At 38.1% G+C, this 16,849-nt stretch carries 14 protein-coding genes; 13 read left to right on the top strand and 1 reads right to left on the bottom strand.

What is annotated here, in order from left to right:
• Positions 1–113 precede the first annotated feature (113 nt).
• From IGI50_RS08230 to IGI50_RS08205, 6 genes are all read left to right on the top strand, one after another.
• The gene (locus IGI50_RS08230; RefSeq protein WP_218255560.1) at positions 114–1,649 is read left to right on the top strand and encodes an ABC transporter permease/substrate-binding protein; all 1,536 of its coding nucleotides are present in this window, start codon (positions 114–116) and stop codon (positions 1,647–1,649) included.
• The gene (locus IGI50_RS08225; protein ID WP_438776692.1) at positions 1,650–2,603 is read left to right on the top strand and encodes an ABC transporter ATP-binding protein; all 954 of its coding nucleotides are present in this window, start codon (positions 1,650–1,652) and stop codon (positions 2,601–2,603) included.
• Between the two features lie 2 nt (positions 2,604–2,605).
• On the top strand, positions 2,606–3,931 hold the full coding sequence (locus IGI50_RS08220; RefSeq protein ID WP_438776691.1) for a dihydrolipoyl dehydrogenase family protein: 1,326 nt from the start codon (positions 2,606–2,608) through the stop codon (positions 3,929–3,931).
• 74 nt (positions 3,932–4,005) lie between these two features.
• Positions 4,006–4,692 (top strand): hypothetical protein, encoded by a 687-nt coding sequence (locus IGI50_RS08215; RefSeq protein WP_438776690.1) that lies wholly within the window; start codon positions 4,006–4,008, stop codon positions 4,690–4,692.
• A gap of 4 nt (positions 4,693–4,696) precedes the next feature.
• Positions 4,697–5,608: a sce7725 family protein gene (locus tag IGI50_RS08210; RefSeq protein WP_438776689.1), complete on the top strand. Its 912-nt coding sequence runs from the start codon at positions 4,697–4,699 to the stop codon at positions 5,606–5,608.
• Entirely contained in the window at positions 5,598–6,257 is a 660-nt protein-coding gene (locus IGI50_RS08205) for a GNAT family N-acetyltransferase (protein WP_438776688.1), read from the top strand. Before IGI50_RS08210 ends, IGI50_RS08205 begins: the two co-directional genes overlap by 11 nt.
• Here the strand turns inward: IGI50_RS08205 and IGI50_RS08200 are convergent.
• Entirely contained in the window at positions 6,237–6,779 is a 543-nt protein-coding gene (locus tag IGI50_RS08200; protein ID WP_438776687.1) for a guanylate kinase, read from the bottom strand. The two genes, IGI50_RS08205 and IGI50_RS08200, sit on opposite strands and share 21 nt — an antisense overlap.
• 66 nt (positions 6,780–6,845) lie before the next feature.
• Between IGI50_RS08200 and pbp4 the strand changes: the two genes are divergently transcribed.
• The 7 genes from pbp4 to IGI50_RS08165 all read left to right on the top strand — a co-directional run bounded on the left by pbp4 (position 6,846) and on the right by IGI50_RS08165 (position 16,849).
• The gene (gene pbp4 / locus IGI50_RS08195) at positions 6,846–8,870 is read left to right on the top strand and encodes a penicillin-binding protein PBP4(5) (protein ID WP_438776686.1); all 2,025 of its coding nucleotides are present in this window, start codon (positions 6,846–6,848) and stop codon (positions 8,868–8,870) included.
• A gap of 55 nt (positions 8,871–8,925) precedes the next feature.
• Positions 8,926–9,108, top strand: a complete 183-nt coding sequence (locus IGI50_RS08190; protein WP_010744869.1) for a hypothetical protein — start codon at positions 8,926–8,928, stop codon at positions 9,106–9,108.
• A gap of 276 nt (positions 9,109–9,384) precedes the next feature.
• Positions 9,385–10,416: a DUF1002 domain-containing protein gene (locus IGI50_RS08185; protein WP_218255547.1), complete on the top strand. Its 1,032-nt coding sequence runs from the start codon at positions 9,385–9,387 to the stop codon at positions 10,414–10,416.
• A 216-nt stretch (positions 10,417–10,632) separates the two neighbouring features.
• The gene (locus IGI50_RS08180; protein WP_010744867.1) at positions 10,633–11,481 is read left to right on the top strand and encodes a hypothetical protein; all 849 of its coding nucleotides are present in this window, start codon (positions 10,633–10,635) and stop codon (positions 11,479–11,481) included.
• Positions 11,481–12,512 carry a hypothetical protein gene (locus IGI50_RS08175; RefSeq protein WP_438776685.1) on the top strand — a complete coding sequence of 344 codons (1,032 nt, stop codon included), beginning with the start codon at positions 11,481–11,483 and terminating at the stop codon, positions 12,510–12,512. Before IGI50_RS08180 ends, IGI50_RS08175 begins: the two co-directional genes overlap by 1 nt.
• 230 nt (positions 12,513–12,742) lie before the next feature.
• Positions 12,743–14,623, top strand: a complete 1,881-nt coding sequence (gene asnB, locus IGI50_RS08170) for an asparagine synthase (glutamine-hydrolyzing) (protein ID WP_218255545.1) — start codon at positions 12,743–12,745, stop codon at positions 14,621–14,623.
• A gap of 339 nt (positions 14,624–14,962) precedes the next feature.
• Positions 14,963–16,849 carry an endonuclease MutS2 gene (locus tag IGI50_RS08165; RefSeq protein WP_218255543.1) on the top strand — a complete coding sequence of 629 codons (1,887 nt, stop codon included), beginning with the start codon at positions 14,963–14,965 and terminating at the stop codon, positions 16,847–16,849.

Below are 16,849 nucleotides of genomic sequence, written 5' to 3'. Positions count from 1 at the left end.
TTCTTTACTGTAAGTCATTGCTCATTATACTACTTTTGTCCAAGCCAATCTTTTTGTCTCCCTTTTTGATTAAGTTATACTGAGAACAGGTCATAATTTTGAAAGGATATTTTATGAATGAATTAATTAATACTTTTAGTGAAAGAAAAGACGATCTTTTATCGGCAATCTTTGAACATTTAGCAATTTCCTTGAGTGCTTTATTAATTGCCATAGTGATCGCCATTCCATTAGCAATACTATTGAGTCAACGAAAAAAATTAGCGGAAGTCGTTTTGCAGATAACTAGTATTTTACAGACGATTCCATCTCTCGCTCTGTTGGGGCTACTAATTCCTTTCGTGGGTATCGGGACGGTGCCGGCTTTAATCGCCCTAGTAGTTTACGCCCTGCTTCCCATTTTTCAAAATACTTATATTGGGCTCTCGGAAATTGACCCATCCATTGAAGAAGCAGCAGACGCCTTTGGAATGTCTCGGATGCGTAAATTGGTTCGCGTGGAGTTGCCAATGGCAATGCCTGTAATTATTTCCGGTGTACGCACAGCTCTTGTCTTGATTATTGGTACCGCGACATTAGCTGCGCTGATTGGTGCTGGAGGACTGGGAACTTTTATCCTACTAGGGATTGATCGAAATGATCCGAACCTAACCTTGATCGGTGCGATTAGTTCCGCTTTGCTTGCTATTATCTTCAGCACACTGATTCGCTTTTTACAAAATCGCAGCGGAAAAGTAACTCTAATTGCTTTAGGAGTAATCTGTTTGAGTATCGGGGGGATTTTCTTTGCTCAGAATAATCCTATTGGAACTGAAACAGTAACGATTGCGGGGAAACTAGGCTCAGAACCGGATATTTTGATTAACATGTACAAGGAAGTTATCAAAGATGAAGACTCTTCCATTAATGTGGAATTGAAACCAAACTTCGGGAAAACAAGTTTCTTATTCAGTGCCGTGAAAAGTGATCAAATTGACATTTATCCTGAATTTACTGGGACAGTTTTAGAGAGTCTAGTAGAGGTTCCTAAAAATACTCCAGATAATCTGACACCAGAGAAAACTTATACTGAAGCCAATAAATTATTAGATTCGCAATTTGATATGCGCTTGTTAAAACCAATGGATTATGAAAATACCTATGCTTTGGCAATGAAGAAAAGCGAAGCCGAGAAACGCGGGATCACAAAAATTTCTCAACTTCAGGCACAACAAGATCAATTAAAAGCTGGATTTACTTTAGAATTTATTGATCGTCAAGATGGTTATCGTGGAATTCAAGACAAATATGGAGTAAAGCTAAGCTCTGTCCAGAGCATGGAGCCAGCATTACGATACCAAGCAATTAACACAGGCGACGTTGATGTGATTGATGCCTACTCTACGGATAGTGAGATTAAGCAGTATGATTTGATGACTTTGGAAGACGATCAGCATCTTTTCCCTCCTTATCAAGGGGCACCTTTAATGAAAAAAGAATTTGCGGAGAAGCACCCAAAAGTTGTTAAAGCACTGAATCGTTTAGCTGGTAAGATTACCGAAGACCAAATGATTGAAATGAATTATTTGGTTAATGTTAAAAAAGAGCAACCAGCTAAAGTCGCTCATGACTTCTTAGTGAAAGAGAAAATCATTGGGGAGGAGAAATAGATGGAATCAATTATTGAATTTAAAAATGTAAGTAAGGAATTTGAAGGCAATGTTGTCTTAAAAGATTTAAACCTTTCTGTAAAAAAAGGTGAAATTTTTGTTTTAGTTGGCCCTTCAGGCAGTGGGAAAACAACGTCTTTAAAAATGATCAACGGTTTAATCGAACCAACTGATGGCAACCTTTATTTTAAGGAAAAGCGAATTAAAGATTATAATATTCAGAAATTACGCTGGCAAATCGGCTATGTTTTGCAGCAAATTGCTCTTTTTCCAACAATGAGCGTCAAAGAGAATATCGAAGTAATTCCTGACATGCTTGGTTGGGATAAAGAACGTCGAAACAATCGTGTGGATGAGCTATTAAAAGAGGTCGATATGGACCCCGAGTTATTCAGGGATCGGATGCCAAGTGAATTATCCGGTGGGCAGCAGCAACGAATCGGAATTATTCGTGCTTTAGCCTCTGAGCCAGATATCGTTCTAATGGACGAACCATTCAGCGCTCTTGATCCGATTTCACGTGCGAGTCTACAAGACCTCGTCTTAGCACTGCACCAAAAACTTGGGAATACTGTCATTTTTGTCACACATAACATGAAAGAAGCTATGAAGATCGGCAGTCGTATTGCGGTCATGCACGAAGGAAAGCTGATTCAGTGCGATACACCTGAAGAAATCCAAAAGCATCCGGCCAATCATTTCGTTGAAGAATTTTTTGACGAAACGACGGATGAAGTCTATACGCAAACATTAGAAACATTATATAATGGCGGCTTTTATCAAAAAATGGCAACTAATCCATCTAATCTAACTACCTTGGATCTGGATACAAGCTTAAGTGAGGTTTTTGATTTATTGGCTGAAGAAGAATCGTTTATCCTTAAACATGATAAAAAAATCCTTGGTATCATCGAGCGAAGTGACGTTTTCCGCTTTTTAAGTCAGGAGGGATAATGATGAAAAAATATGATGCAATCGTGATTGGCAGTGGTCCAGCGGGAAATGCTGCGACGTATGCCTTGAAGGAACAAGGAAAAACAACAGCGATTATTGAATCAGATTTATGGGGTGGAACGTGCCCGAACCGTGGCTGTGACCCTAAGAAGATGCTTATGATTGGTGTAGAGGCACAAAAACGGATTGAAACAATGATCGGAAACGGCTTTGAAGAAACACCGAAAATCGTATGGGAGGATTTGATGGCCTTTAAGAAAAGCTATACGGATACCGTCCCACAAAATACCAAGAATGGGTTGGATGCTGCAGAAATAGATCGTTACCAAGGACAAGCGAGCTTTATAAACAAAACACAAATCGTTGTTGATGATCAAACGTTGACAGCTGAACAATTTTTGATTGCGACAGGACAACGACCAGCGGTGTTACCGATTGAAGGACAGGAATTTTTACAAAGCAGTACCGATTTTCTTTCTTTAGACCACTTGCCTCAAAAAATTGTCTTTATTGGTGCTGGATATATCGCCTTTGAATTAGCAGCTATCGCAAATGCCGCAGGTTCTGAGGTTCATATCATCCATCATAATGATCGACCTTTAAAAGAATTTGATGTCGAACTTGTTAACGACTTAGTTGAACATTTAAAACAAGCCGGCATTAACTTTCACTTTAATGTAAATACAAAGGCTATTGAGTTACTGCATCCCAACTATCGAATTACTGGAGAGAACTTTGAGTTAGTCGCAGATATGGTCATTGGTGCGACCGGACGAAATCCAAATGTTGAAGGATTAAATCTGAAGAATGCAGGTGTATCGTACGATAAAAGAGGAATTAAAGTTGATGACCATTTGCGTACGACACAGCAGCATATTTTTGCCTGTGGGGATGTAATCGCAAAAAGCCAACCGAAGCTTACACCTGTGGCGGGTTTCGAAGCAGCTTACGTGGCGAAAGCAATGAATGGAGAGACCGAGGCAATCGACTATCCATTGATCCCAACCATCGTTTTTGGCGATCAGCGATTAGCTCGAATAGGTTTGAGTGAAAGAGAACTTGCGGACCATGCAGAAAACTATCATTCAGAAACAACAGATTTATCAAGCTGGTATACGTATCATCGAATCAATGACCAAGGTGCAAAAATTAAGTTTGTTTACGATGAGAACAACAGAATTGTTTCTATAAGTTGCTTGAGCCAACTTGCCGATGAGGTTATTAATTATCTTTTGATCGTGTTAATGAAAAAAATGACACATGAAGAAATTGAAAGGTACATCTTCGCCTATCCCAGTCCTGCCAGTGATCTTTCATATTTTATTTAAAACAGAGGGCAACCTCTGTTTTTTTTTACATAGATATGCTAAAGTTTACGAAAATACGTTCCCATGGTGAGATTATGAAAACGACATTGACACAAGAAATTGAAAAAGCACTATATTACTATTGCATTGAACTCGGCGGGATTGTTGTGGAAGAGGTAACCATGCCAGAAGATCAAGGAATCGTTGATACATTGGCCTGTTTCTTCAAACCGAGTAGTACAGAATGGCGTTGTTACGAGCTTAAAGTAACGAAAGCTGATTTTTACTCAAAGGCAAAGCTTTCCTTTATTGGTCATTACAATTATTTCGTATTAACAGATGAGCTTTATAAAAAAGTACAGGAGGATATTCCGAATGACATTGGTGTTTTAGTTTACCGACCTTATTTGGAAACAGAGGATTTACCAGCAGATGGCACTTTTTTTGTAGCGAAGAAGCCGTTAAGAAGAGAACTCCTAGTAGAGGAACTTGCTTTAACGCAACGTTTTATGGCTTCGCTGTTTAGAGAGGTCCAGAAAGCGAAACGAATGGCATATGGAACAAGTTTTTTCTCGACAGAACAGCTTTACAAAGAGCTTAAACGAAGACTAGACGATAAGGATAGTCTGCACGAGAAGAATTATTATCAGCGATTTATTGATGACGTGCATACGGCACGAATTGATAGTTTAGAAGAAGAGCTTCGCGCCCTAGAACAAGATTATGAATTTTTACGTCAGCAGAGACAGGTGCGGCGACGGCCAACTGAGCCACTGGAGTGATTAAATGTATTATCCCTATTTAAGAGGAAAACAGTTTGATTTGTTAGCGGTCACTACTTTAATTAAGGAAGAACGGTGGTCAAAAAGGATTCGACCGATTATCGAGCCGGTTCGTGATTCAGCCACTTTAAAGAAGACCATCGAATTGTTTGATAAAAAAGATATTATTTGTTATTTAATTATGAATCCTCAGGTTGGAACGGCGAGACTATTTGAAGAAAAGCGTTTTGAATGGTCATTGAAGAAAGAAAGCAGTGTTAAAAAAGCTGAAATTGTTACAAAGGACAATTCGTTTGAAGCAACTCTCTATTTATTCAATGAACATTCACCAAGGAAAAACGATCAATTTATGATAAAATCAAAGGATTTAACCGTTATTCCAGATCAGGGAAGGTTTAGAATTTTAGATGTACCAAATAAAATTTTACTCAGAGAAGCCTTTCAAACGAAAAAAAATGTTGCTAATTATAGCGAAAAAGTAGATGATTTCTATAGCGATGAACACCTTTTTATTGGGTTCGATTCAGTAGGTTTTAGTGACTACACGATCGAAGGTAGTCGTTATTTTGATAAGGGCGGTCCAAGTCGTGCGATTGCACTACATATTACCTATTTTGATGCGTATCTTAATTTAAGAGTGAAGCATTTTGTGTCTGATACTAATGAGAACGCACAAGATCAAAGCGGGAAATTTTTCGAAGCATTGGACAAACTAGCTAGCTGGTATTCGAGAAATCAAGATCAACTATTGTTAACACTTGGTTTAGAGGAGTTGTTACATTACCGGGAAACCCAAAAATTCCCAGGTTTAGGAACAATAAAAAAATGGTCGTTGGCACATCATTTTGAATTAATTGGTGCTTTTTTAGAACAAGGCGATCATTGGCGGAGAGGATGGAAGAAAAATGGGATATGAAGATGAGGATTTTATTGTCAGACAGGCCAAACAAACGGGGGAGCTTTTAGGCGGTATTCTTGGAAAAAAAGATGCTGATGCGATTCTCTCATTTGGGGATGAGGCCCGAACGACTGAGTTAGAGGAAGCGAAATTTGTTTTTCGTCCAAGTACATTAGCAGATATACCGGCGATAGGCGTTATCATCAATGAGGCGAAGGAATACTTAAAGGAACAAGGCTCACCTCAATGGCAGAATGGTCATGAACCACATGAAGCTGTTATTCGCGAGGATATCCGAAAAAAGGCCAGCTATGTGCTAACTTTAGAAGAGGAGATCGTCGGAACGATTGCTTTGATCGCGGAGACGGATCCTGTTTATGAGGCTATTGAAGGAACGTGGCAAGGAGATGGCCCATATATTTCATTGCACCATGTAGCGATCAGTCAAAAGCATCGCGGAATCGGTCTAGGGAAAAGCTTATTAAACTTGGCAATTAAACAATCTCAAGTGCTAGGTTATGACGATATCCGCATAGATACATATCCTGCGAATCAGCCAATGCTAAGATTGATTGAAAAAAGTGGTTTTACCTATCGAGGCATGATACATTTCCCCTTTGAGCATGGTGAGCGCAAAGCCTTTCAATTACGCCAACGCTTGACGTAATTGAAAAAGCATTTCATTTAAAGAGGCTTCGCCATCAATCTCAATCAGATTTGGGAACTTTTTTAAACGCTCTAAACTTTTTTGATCTTCTTGGAAAATAGCTAGACGACGTTCTAAATCTTCAGCAGATGCACGTTTTTCAAGACGTGCGATCATAGTTTCCTTTGAGATATTGATCCAGATAGGAACCATCTGATCACCAAAGAGCCGATGTAAGTTGGTGAAGCCGGTCGTAGTGATAGGATCATAGCAATCACCCGCTTCTAATGCTTCACGCAACGTGTCTTTCGCAATACCGTAAAAATGTTCATCATACACATCGTATTCAGCGAATCGATCGTTTACTATCATTTGTTTAAATATTTTTTTTGACACAAAATAGTAATCTCGTCCCTCTTCTTCGCCGCTACGAGGCATGCGCGTTGTATAAGAGATTACCTTTTGTTCAGGGGCGAAGGCTTTTTCAGCTAAACTAGTTTTTCCGGATCCACTAGGACCGATAAATAAGTAACAATGATTCATAAGTTCACACGTCCTTTTTTATAGTATAAAGAAAGAGGATGAAAGATGCTAGGGAGGAATCTTCTTATGGAAAGAAGTACACGGAATATGAAAAAAAGCAGTAAATTACCGATGATTGCTGTGGGCGTTATCATTTTACTCATTGCGGGATTTTTTGGAGTGAGAGCCTATCAGGCAAATCAAGAAAAAAAACAAGGGGAGAAAACGGTCCAATCGTTTGTTAAAGATTTACAAAAAGGCAACTATCAAGATATGACAAAGAATTTGAATGCTGATTCTGTAAAAAAAAGCGGCTATTCAACAAAATCAGTTGCTGAGAAGTATCAATCAATTTTTACAGGGATCAATGCATCAAATATAAAAATGTCTGATTTAACAATAGATAAAAAAGGCTCCGGTTATCAATTTTCCTATCAGTTGTCAGTGAACACTGGCTTCGGTCAGCTAAAGAAGCAAAAATATACGGGGACACTAACCGATGATGGTAAAGAAATAAACTGGAAACCTAATTTGATTTTTCCTGGTATGTCAGGAAAAGACAAGATTAACTATTCTGTTGATCCAGCGACTCGTGGTGAGATTTTAGATCGCAATGGTCAAGGACTCGCAACTAACGGAACGGTCTATCAGGTAGGTGTCGTTCCTAAAAATCTAGGTACGGGTGAGGATCGCACGTCTAAAATCGAGGCGATTGCTAAAAGCTTAGATATCACTGCGGATGATATTAATACTGCTTTATCACAAGGTTGGGTCCAAGAGGACTTCTTTGTGCCGTTAAAGACTAGCGCAGATGCTCCTAAAGAAGCTCCTGATGGTTTGGAAGTAAAGGAAATAACAGGACGGACTTATCCGCTAAAAGAAGCGGCTGCACAATTAATTGGTTATGTCGGAAAAGTAACCGCAGAAGATATGAAAAAGAACGATGACTTAGCAAGCGATAGTTTGATAGGTCGCAGTGGCTTAGAAATGGCATTGGACAAACAGCTACGTGGAAAAGATGGCGGGTCACTTGCTATTATGGATAGCAAAGGAAATGAAAAAAAAGTATTGCAAAGCATTGATAAAAAAGATGGTAAGAACGTTAAATTGACCATTGATAGCAGAGCGCAGCAAATTGCGTATAATGGTTTAAATGGTCAAGCAGGCTCGAGTGTCGTAATGGCTCCAAAGACAGGAGATTTGCTGGTAGCTGCCAGTTCCCCAAGTTTTGATCCTAATAAGATGACAAATGGAATTAGTCAGGAGGATTATGACGCTTACAGTAATGACAAGAATCAACCATTCATGAGTCGTTTTGCTACAGGCTACGCACCAGGCTCAACCTTTAAAACAATTACTGCAGCAATTGGTCTGGATGCCGGAACGTTGAATCCCAACGAAGAATTAGCTATTAACGGTTTGAAATGGCAGAAAGATAGTTCTTGGGGTTCTTATCAAGTTACGCGTGTGTCTGATGTAAGTCCAGTCAATTTGAAAACAGCCCTCGTTTACTCAGATAATATCTATATGGCACAGGAAACGTTGAAAATGGGGGAAAAGACGTTTCGCGCTGGCTTGAACAAATTTGTTTTTGGCAAAGACTTAGATTTACCAATTGCTATGGAGAAGGCTCAAATCTCCAGTAAAGACAGCTTTGACTCTGAAATCCTGTTGGCAGATACTGGATATGGACAAGGGCAGTTATTGCTAAATCCAATTCAACAAATCACTGCTTACTCGGTATTCCCAAACAGAGGCACAATGGTTTATCCTAAATTGATCGCAGACAAAGAAACGAAGGACACCAAAGATGTTATCAAAGCCAGCTCAGCAGAAACGATTACCAATGATATGCAGGCGGTTGTAAGCGATGAGAATGGGACCGCTCATAGTTTAGCAGCATTAAACATTCCACTAGCGGCTAAGACTGGGACCGCTGAGATTAAACAAAAACAAGACGAAAAAGGACAAGAAAACAGCTTCTTATATGCTTTCGATGCAGAAAAACAAAATTATTCCGTTGTGGAATTTTTGGAAAACAAACCGGAAGGAACTTCTGCCACGGATTTATCGAAAGACTTGTTGACGTATTTGAATCAAACCTATCAATAAAATACTTGTCTGAAAAGCGGATGCTTGGTAAGATAACCAAGAAGGACGGTGTCTTATGAACAAGCGACAACGAAAAAAACAAGCTTATAAGCAGTACATTCGGGCAATTTTTGAAGGCTACGAAAAAATGCTGGAAGATTCCAGCATCAAAGAATTACATTTCAACTATTTAAAAGAAACGACTTACTTGGAACGTGATGACCAAGATAAGATTCATTTTACAACAAAAGAAAAATAATTCTTGAAACACATCTCAGTAAATGGAACTGAGATGTGTTTTTATGTTGGAACAGCTATCGTAAACTTTTTATCATTGAATGAGCTTTTTGTAAGTAGGGGAAACATTAAGCAATGATAAGGCATAGAATAATAGGTTTTTCCTCCTACTGGAGACTGAAAAAATAGTTAAGAGATTCTTGACTTAGTAAATAATTGTTTAAAGAGAAGGGTTCTGACTAAGGAAAATGAACAAAATCAGCTAGAATATGAATATCAAGTTACAGGAGGCAGTAAAATGAAACTTCATAAATATATTCTACTAGCAGGTTTAGGTCTATCTTTAGGAGCGGGACTGATTGGTCAGGAAAAGGCTCATGCGGAAGACAGTGCAATCAATGAACGTTGGGGAAAACCAACCTTTGTAGCTGGAGCCGGCTTAAATCAACAGCAATTAAATGAAACAATGGATAAATTGGGCATCAATCAAGAAAGCGTCAAAATGGAAACGGCAACTGGAGCAGATTTAGTGAAATATCTGGGCTATGGCAGCGGTGACGACAGTGTTATGTTAAGTTCTGTCGTTGTTAATCGTGAAGACCCAGGAAAAGGAATCAATGTTGATATATTAACACCACAGAATATTACCCAAATTACTGCAGATCAGTATAAAAACCCACTAGTTACAGCAGGAATCACTGATGCAACGGTGAAGGTTGCTAGTGTCGTGAAGGTGACTGGTGAGAGCGCATTGACAGGGGTTTATAAAGCGTTTGAATCCAATGGCGAGACTGTAAATCCTGAACGTGCGCAGTTAGCACAAACGGAGTTAGATACTACGTCAGATGTTTCGCAATCTGTAGTGAATAAGGCAAATGAACAGAGCCAAAACCAAAACTTATCTGATAGTGAAAAAGAAAAAGCTGATGAAGCTTATAAAGCACAATTGAATCAAACCCTTGTAGACATAAAAAAAGAGTTAGCAGAGCTTAAGGAGAAGCAAGGGGAGTTAGCTACGAAAGAAGATGTTGAGAAAATTGTTAATGATGCATTGGATAAGAATAATCTCTCTCAATATGTGACGAAGGATGACGTCAACAAATTAGTTGCTTTAGCAGAAAAATATCAAATGACAGACGGTGTCCTAGACAAAGAATCCATTGAACAATTAGATAAAATAAGTAATGATTTTAAAGGAACTGTCAATAAAGTTTCTGATCAATTAGGAAAATTTGGAGATTCACTTAAAGGAACATTAGAAGACAACCAAGGATTTTTCTCAAATTTATGGCAACAAATCAAAGATTTCTTTAGTGGATTAACAAAATAGTTAAAAAGATTGTGTCATTTTTTTTAGATTGGCACAATCTTTTTTTCTTTCTCTAAAAGTTTATGCTTATCATTACGGCCTTGCTAGGGTAAAATAGAGAAGTGGGTTCCAATTCTGGCGGGAAAATTTAGAATATTTACACGTTTGACTTGGATCAAGAATAATTATGGTAATATTTATTATATAATTAATCAAAAAAATAAAGGAGGGTCTTAGATGGAGACTCCAGAAAAACAGGAAGAACTTCAAACTGAAACCTCGTTTGATTCAGTGAAAGAATCTGCTTCCGATGTGTTAGGTGGGTTGATGGGGCAGATCAGACGATTAGAAGAGGCAATGAAAGCAGAGCGAATGGGCGATGTTTATCAAATTTACTGGAACGAATTGCCTGCCTCAATCCAACAATCCAGTAACGCAAATCATGAAATTGATAATTTCTTGACTAGTAAGTTAGATCAAGAAATACAGAGGACGTTCCCATTTATGATCATGCGTGATGTGGTTTCCCCAATTTTGATCAATTATCAGATCGGCAGTTACTATCGTGACCGAGCGGTCTTACAGGTTGACGCGACGCAACCGACTATAAAAATATTACCTGAAATCCGCGAGCAATGGGAAAAAGCTGAAAAAGGCGGATATAAAGAGCAGTTATCAGAATTGCAGAATCAACAGGATGATTTTGATGCTAAAACAATTGCTGCACAATCTGAATTACGAGAGCTTAACGGAAAAATTGCTCATCAGGAGAAACTTAAGGCTGAATTGGAAGAGACCAAGAGTTTTATGAACCGTAAGAAAGTCGAAGATGAAATCGAAGTCATCGATGAAAAATTGAGTGAGTTAAAAAAACAACGGAGCCAATGGACACCATTTGTCGGTGATCAATTATCTGGGGAATCTCAAAAAATCGAACTGGCCAATCGGATAAATAATTTGTCGTTAGAGCAAGCCATTGCATTGAAAGAATTACGCTTGATTAAAAAACGCTTCGGCGGTTTGGAAGAAATGGATGCCGCACTTGAGATTTTTATCAAAGATTTCTTAAATAGGGGGGCAGAATAATGACTGAAGAAAAAAACAAATTCAATCAAATCTATGATACTTTAGTCGATTCGGAAGAACCTGGCTTAAATATCCGCGAAAAAGAAATTCTTCATCCGGATGAATCAGCGGAGGATTCAAACGAAGAATTCAAGACTGTTCCTCAATCAAAACCTGTCAGTGGAACTTCTCTAAATTATTACGATAATCGAGAAGAAAATTATCAAGATTTATTAAATTTAATTGCAGACGCAGAAAAAGAAATTGCTGATCTTAAATTTCGAAAAGTATTAATGGAATCTGATTTCCCGACCTTATTGGATTACTTTAAGAAGATTTTTATTACAGCTGAAATGACTGCCTCTGCTATTGCCAAAGGTGCGCTTTTAGAATATTTCACCTTCGAATTAATTAAGCCATTACAAAATCATGATCTGCATCTTTCAACCAACGAGTTTTCAACTTGGGAGAGCAAGCACTTCAATCTTTCTTATCGATTAACTAGTACAAATGAAATCAATTTTAGTTTTATGATGCCAACCTCTGATGGGAAATTCCGCAGTGAAAAAATAAAATTGATGGAAGTTTATCCTGAGACGATGAAAGCCACGATTTTGGACGATGCAGTATTAACCTTACTGAAAGATTGCTACAACAAACACATTTACACGAGCGGACAAAATTCAATGTTTAGTCGGGAAATGAATGATGTGATGGCTCATATGAAAGATTTAGGCTTCGATTTCGATGAAAATCTTTTAGACAACAGTCAACCGTTAGACTTATCCGTGGATCTTCATCATAAAACTCCGGTAGAGGTACTGGACAAAATCTTTATCACGACAATGGATAATGAACATTATGATTTCAAGAAGTTAGATGAAAATAGCTACGTAGTTGCTTTAGACGGGAAACAAACAGTTACCATTAATCAAAATATTGAAGAACAGACTAGTAGCTTGAAACTAAATACTGATCGTAAAAACAAATCATTGATTGAATTCTTTGGAAGCTATCCATTCTTAGTTCCATTAACAATTACTGACGAATAAGAATGAAACAACGAGTGTTGCACCAAATATTTTTTGGTGCAACACTTTTTACTATTCTATTGATTGGATAACAATTCATAAGGAACAATCTCTTTGGAAAAAATTAATTTTTTTTGCCTTTTTTTATAGGAAATCACGTTCGTTCGTGAAAGTCCTTAAATCCTATGATATACTTTGAAAGTTGATATGAAAGAGTATCAGTTTACCATGTTTGAAAGAGGGTAGAGATTGTGTGTGGAATTGTAGGATTTATTGATCGTTCAAATACAACGCAAAAAGAACAAATTGTTAAAAATATGATGGATACAATTGTTCACCGTGGGCCAAACAGCGCGGGGCAATTCATCGACGAAGGTGCTGCTTTAGGATTTCGTCGATTAAGCATCATTGACCTTGAGGGCGGTACACAGCCTATCAAAAACGAAGATGGAACAAAAATCATTACCTTTAATGGAGAAATTTATAATTATCAAAGTATTCGCGAGGATTTGATTGCTAAGGGGCATATTTTTACAACTCATGCCGATACTGAAGTGTTGTTGCACGGGTATGAAGAATATGGGATTGATCTGCTGCAAAAAATCCGCGGAATGTTTGCTTTTGTTATATGGGATACAAAGAAACAAGAGTTGTTTGGTGCGCGGGATCATTTCGGGATCAAACCACTTTATTACACGATGATGAATGGCACTTTCATGTACGGTTCAGAAATAAAAAGCTTTTTGCAACACCCAAATTTTGTCAAAGAGTTAAATAAAGAAGCCTTAAAACCTTATATGACCTTCCAATATTCAGCATTAGATGAAACGTTCTTTAAAAATGTTTACCGCATCAAAGAAGGGCATTATTTTACTTATAAAGATGGTCAGTTAGACATTCAGCAATATTGGGATGTGAAAGAACAGGAAACGAATATGACATTGGAAGAAACCGTTGATCTAATTGATGATACCGTTGTGAAATCCGTTGAAGCTCACCGGATCGCAGATGTTGAGGTTGGTTCCTTCTTATCTTCTGGTGTTGACTCAAGCTACGTAACGGCTGTATTACGCCCAGAACATTCATATTCTATTGGTTTTGGTGATAAGTCTTACAATGAATCTATTGAAGCGAAGAAATTGGCCGATTTAATCGATCTTAACAATACTTCTCGTGTAGTAACTGGAGACGAGGCCTTCGAATATTTCCCATTAATTCAGTATCATTTGGATGAACCCGATTCTAATCCTTCATGTGTTCCGTTATATTTCTTAACAGAACTTGCTAGTCGTGATGTGCGTGTCGCGTTGAGCGGGGAAGGTGCCGACGAGTTATTTGCTGGTTATCAAGCGTATGGTATGAACACGAAATCAAAAGCAGTGAAAGTTGTTGCTGAAGGCTTGAAAAAACTGCCGAAAAATATGCGCTATTCTATTGCTAAAGGGTTAAAAGGAAAAACATTCAAGGGTGCTTTACACTTGTACACTTCACTTGCGCCAGCTGAAGAATTCTTTATAGGGCAAGCGAAAGTCTTTGAAGAAGACGAGGCAGTGGATTATCTGCAGCCTGAATATAAACAGAGCCCATCCATTAAAGAAATTGTGGATGTTCATTATGAAAAAGTTCAAGACATGTCTGAAATCAAAAAAATGCAATATTTGGATATGCACCAATGGATGCCAAAAGATATTTTATTGAAGGCTGACAAATTGGCGATGGCCAATTCATTGGAAGTTCGTGTACCGCTATTAGATAAAGAAATGATGAAAGTCTCTGAAATTGTACCGACAAAATATCTAATCAATGCCGAAAATACAAAGTTTGCATTTCGACAAGCAGCCGCTCGTCATTTGCCAGAAGAATGGTACAATCGTGAAAAACTAGGCTTCCCAGTTCCGATCAAAGACTGGTTGCGAGAAGAGAAGTTCTATCAGATTGTTCGCGATGTATTTACACAAGATTTTGTCAAAGAATTCTTTGATCAAGAAAAGATCGTAAAATTACTTGACGATAATTTTGCTGGAACAGTGGATGGTCGTCGCAAGATCTGGACCATTTATACTTTCTTAACTTGGTACCAAGTATATTTTATTAATGATGGGGTAAAACCAATACCTGCTGAAATCGCATAAAGTATTTATCGGATTTGACAAATGTTCATTGACACGTTATTCTTTTAATAAGAAAACTTAACAAAATTTATGAGGTGTCTTGGTGAGTGTAGTTATTTAATTTGGAGTAACTTGATAGCGAAAAAGAACTGTTTATGCAGGTTTATTTCGCATGCCAAATTAGATGCCTATCAAAGCTGATGAATTAGAGTTCAAGCTGTGAAGAGGAATCTTCACAGCTTTTTTGTGCGCTGCGTATTTTTTACGACTGTGCAAACAATATAAATCATGAGTAACCATTACTTGTTAAGTTTTCCTCCGGCCTCGATAGGGATCTTTTCAGATTGAAAGGAAGAGACCATGAATAACGAAACATTTGAAAAAACACAATTTAACGAAATTAAAGCACAACTAAGTAGTTATGCTATTAGTAGCTTTGGGAAAAAAAGAATAGAAAATACACAACCTCATTCAAAACTTTCTGTTGTAGAAAAGCGGTTAACTGAGACAACCGAAGCAAAAAAATTGCTTGACAGTAGTCTTCACGTGCCTTTTATGGGGCTTCAGAGCATTGAACATATTACGAATCAGCTTGAAAAAGGATTTGTTCTAACGCCACAAGAACTTTTAGAGTACGCAGATTTTTTACGTAGCTTACGCTTAATTCGCCAATTCTTTGAAAAAAATCAAACGGTGGCACCTTTGTTGAATCGGTATGGACAAGGGCTGAATGGCTTCAATGAAATTGAAGAAGAAATCTACCAAGTTATTCGTAATGGGCGGATTATTGATGACGCTAGCCGTGAGCTTCGCCGTGCACGGCGAGACATCGCGGAAACACAAGACAAGATTCAAGAGCTATTGAAAAAATTTATTCGACAAAACAAGGAAAAATTGCAAGAGGCAATTATTACAAAACGCAACGATGTTTTTACAGTACCCATTAAATCAGCTTATAAGAAGCAAGTAAAAGGAACGATTATCGAGCTTTCAAGCAAAGGGACGACAGCATATATTGAGCCCAGTAATGTAAGTCGATGGAATGAACAATTGGTGTACCATAAGATGATCGAAGAAGCAGAAGTCTATCAAATATTAGCAACATTGACCGGTCTATTAGCAGAGGCCTTACCACTAATTCAACAAAATATTGAAATTATCGCTGAGTTCGATCATATTTTTGCTCGCGGAAAATTTAGTCGAGAATTAAAAGGAATCACACCGGAGATAAATTCAGATGGCTATATTCATCTTGTCTCTGCAACGCATCCATTGATTAACAATGTGGTACCATTAGATTTGACAATTGGTGAAGATTATCGCGGGTTAACGATTACTGGTCCGAATGCCGGTGGTAAGACGGTTGTATTAAAAACAGTCGCCCTGATGAGTCTAATGACTATGATCGGTCTGCAGATTCCAGCAAAAGAGGGAACAGAGATCGCTATTTTTGATCAGATCTTTGTTGACATCGGTGACGCGCAAAGTATCGAAAATGCCCTTAGTACTTTCTCGGGACACATGCAGAATATTTCTGAAATCCTTCGAAAGACGCATAAAAACAGCTTGATTTTATTGGACGAATTAGGCAGTGGGACGGAACCAAATGAAGGCGCAGCCCTAGCTATTGCCATTATGGAGGAGTTCTATCAAAAGGGCAGTATTCTAATCACTACAACACATTACGGTGAAATCAAACGGTTTGCTGAGCAGCATCCGGATTTCATTACAGCGGCAATGGATTTTGATGCTGAGCACTTAACGCCTAAGTATCGCTTGCTGATCGGTCAGACTGGTGAAAGTAACGCACTGTGGATCGCCAAAAAAATGGCGATCTCCGAGCAGATTATTACTAAAGCACAAAACTATTTTAACGATCGAAGTTATGACCTTGAAAAGAAATCTTTCAAAACGAAAACGAAGAAGCAACCAACTGCAGCTGATGAGATGTCCTATTATAAAGGCGATAAGGTCTTCTTATTAGAACAACAAAAAGCCGCATTAGTTTATCAAGAAATTCCATTTACTGAAAATGTAAAGGTCTTTCTAGACAATACATTCATTGAAGTACCAAAGCGTAGAATGAAACTTGAGTTTCGTGCATCAGAGCTTTATCCGGCTGATTATGAGCTAGAAAATTTATTCGAGGATTTTCATACTCGAAAAGAACGACGTGATATTGATCGTGGATCAAAGAAAGCACAACGCAAATTGCGAAAAGAGGCTTTGCAAAGAAGACAAGAGTAA

Origin of the sequence: Enterococcus sp. DIV0170, from assembly GCF_051710765.1 — a bacterium.
Taxonomy (GTDB): Bacteria; Bacillota; Bacilli; order Lactobacillales; family Enterococcaceae; genus Enterococcus_A; species Enterococcus_A raffinosus.
Note: the sequence above shows the minus strand (reverse complement) of the source record. Positions and strands in the feature narration are given on the sequence as shown.

What these genes read in the sequence shown, in the direction of transcription:
- IGI50_RS08230 (WP_218255560.1), top strand. Translation starts at nt 114, where the DNA reads ATGAATGAATTAATTAATACTTTTAGTGAAAGAAAAGACGATCTTTTA.
- IGI50_RS08225 (WP_438776692.1), top strand. Translation starts at nt 1,650, where the DNA reads ATGGAATCAATTATTGAATTTAAAAATGTAAGTAAGGAATTTGAAGGC.
- IGI50_RS08220 (WP_438776691.1), top strand. Translation starts at nt 2,606, where the DNA reads ATGAAAAAATATGATGCAATCGTGATTGGCAGTGGTCCAGCGGGAAAT.
- IGI50_RS08215 (WP_438776690.1), top strand. Translation starts at nt 4,006, where the DNA reads ATGAAAACGACATTGACACAAGAAATTGAAAAAGCACTATATTACTAT.
- IGI50_RS08210 (WP_438776689.1), top strand. Translation starts at nt 4,697, where the DNA reads ATGTATTATCCCTATTTAAGAGGAAAACAGTTTGATTTGTTAGCGGTC.
- IGI50_RS08205 (WP_438776688.1), top strand. Translation starts at nt 5,598, where the DNA reads ATGGGATATGAAGATGAGGATTTTATTGTCAGACAGGCCAAACAAACG.
- IGI50_RS08200 (WP_438776687.1), bottom strand. Translation starts at nt 6,779, where the DNA reads ATGAATCATTGTTACTTATTTATCGGTCCTAGTGGATCCGGAAAAACT.
- pbp4 (WP_438776686.1), top strand. Translation starts at nt 6,846, where the DNA reads ATGGAAAGAAGTACACGGAATATGAAAAAAAGCAGTAAATTACCGATG.
- IGI50_RS08190 (WP_010744869.1), top strand. Translation starts at nt 8,926, where the DNA reads ATGAACAAGCGACAACGAAAAAAACAAGCTTATAAGCAGTACATTCGG.
- IGI50_RS08185 (WP_218255547.1), top strand. Translation starts at nt 9,385, where the DNA reads ATGAAACTTCATAAATATATTCTACTAGCAGGTTTAGGTCTATCTTTA.
- IGI50_RS08180 (WP_010744867.1), top strand. Translation starts at nt 10,633, where the DNA reads ATGGAGACTCCAGAAAAACAGGAAGAACTTCAAACTGAAACCTCGTTT.
- IGI50_RS08175 (WP_438776685.1), top strand. Translation starts at nt 11,481, where the DNA reads ATGACTGAAGAAAAAAACAAATTCAATCAAATCTATGATACTTTAGTC.
- IGI50_RS08165 (WP_218255543.1), top strand. Translation starts at nt 14,963, where the DNA reads ATGAATAACGAAACATTTGAAAAAACACAATTTAACGAAATTAAAGCA.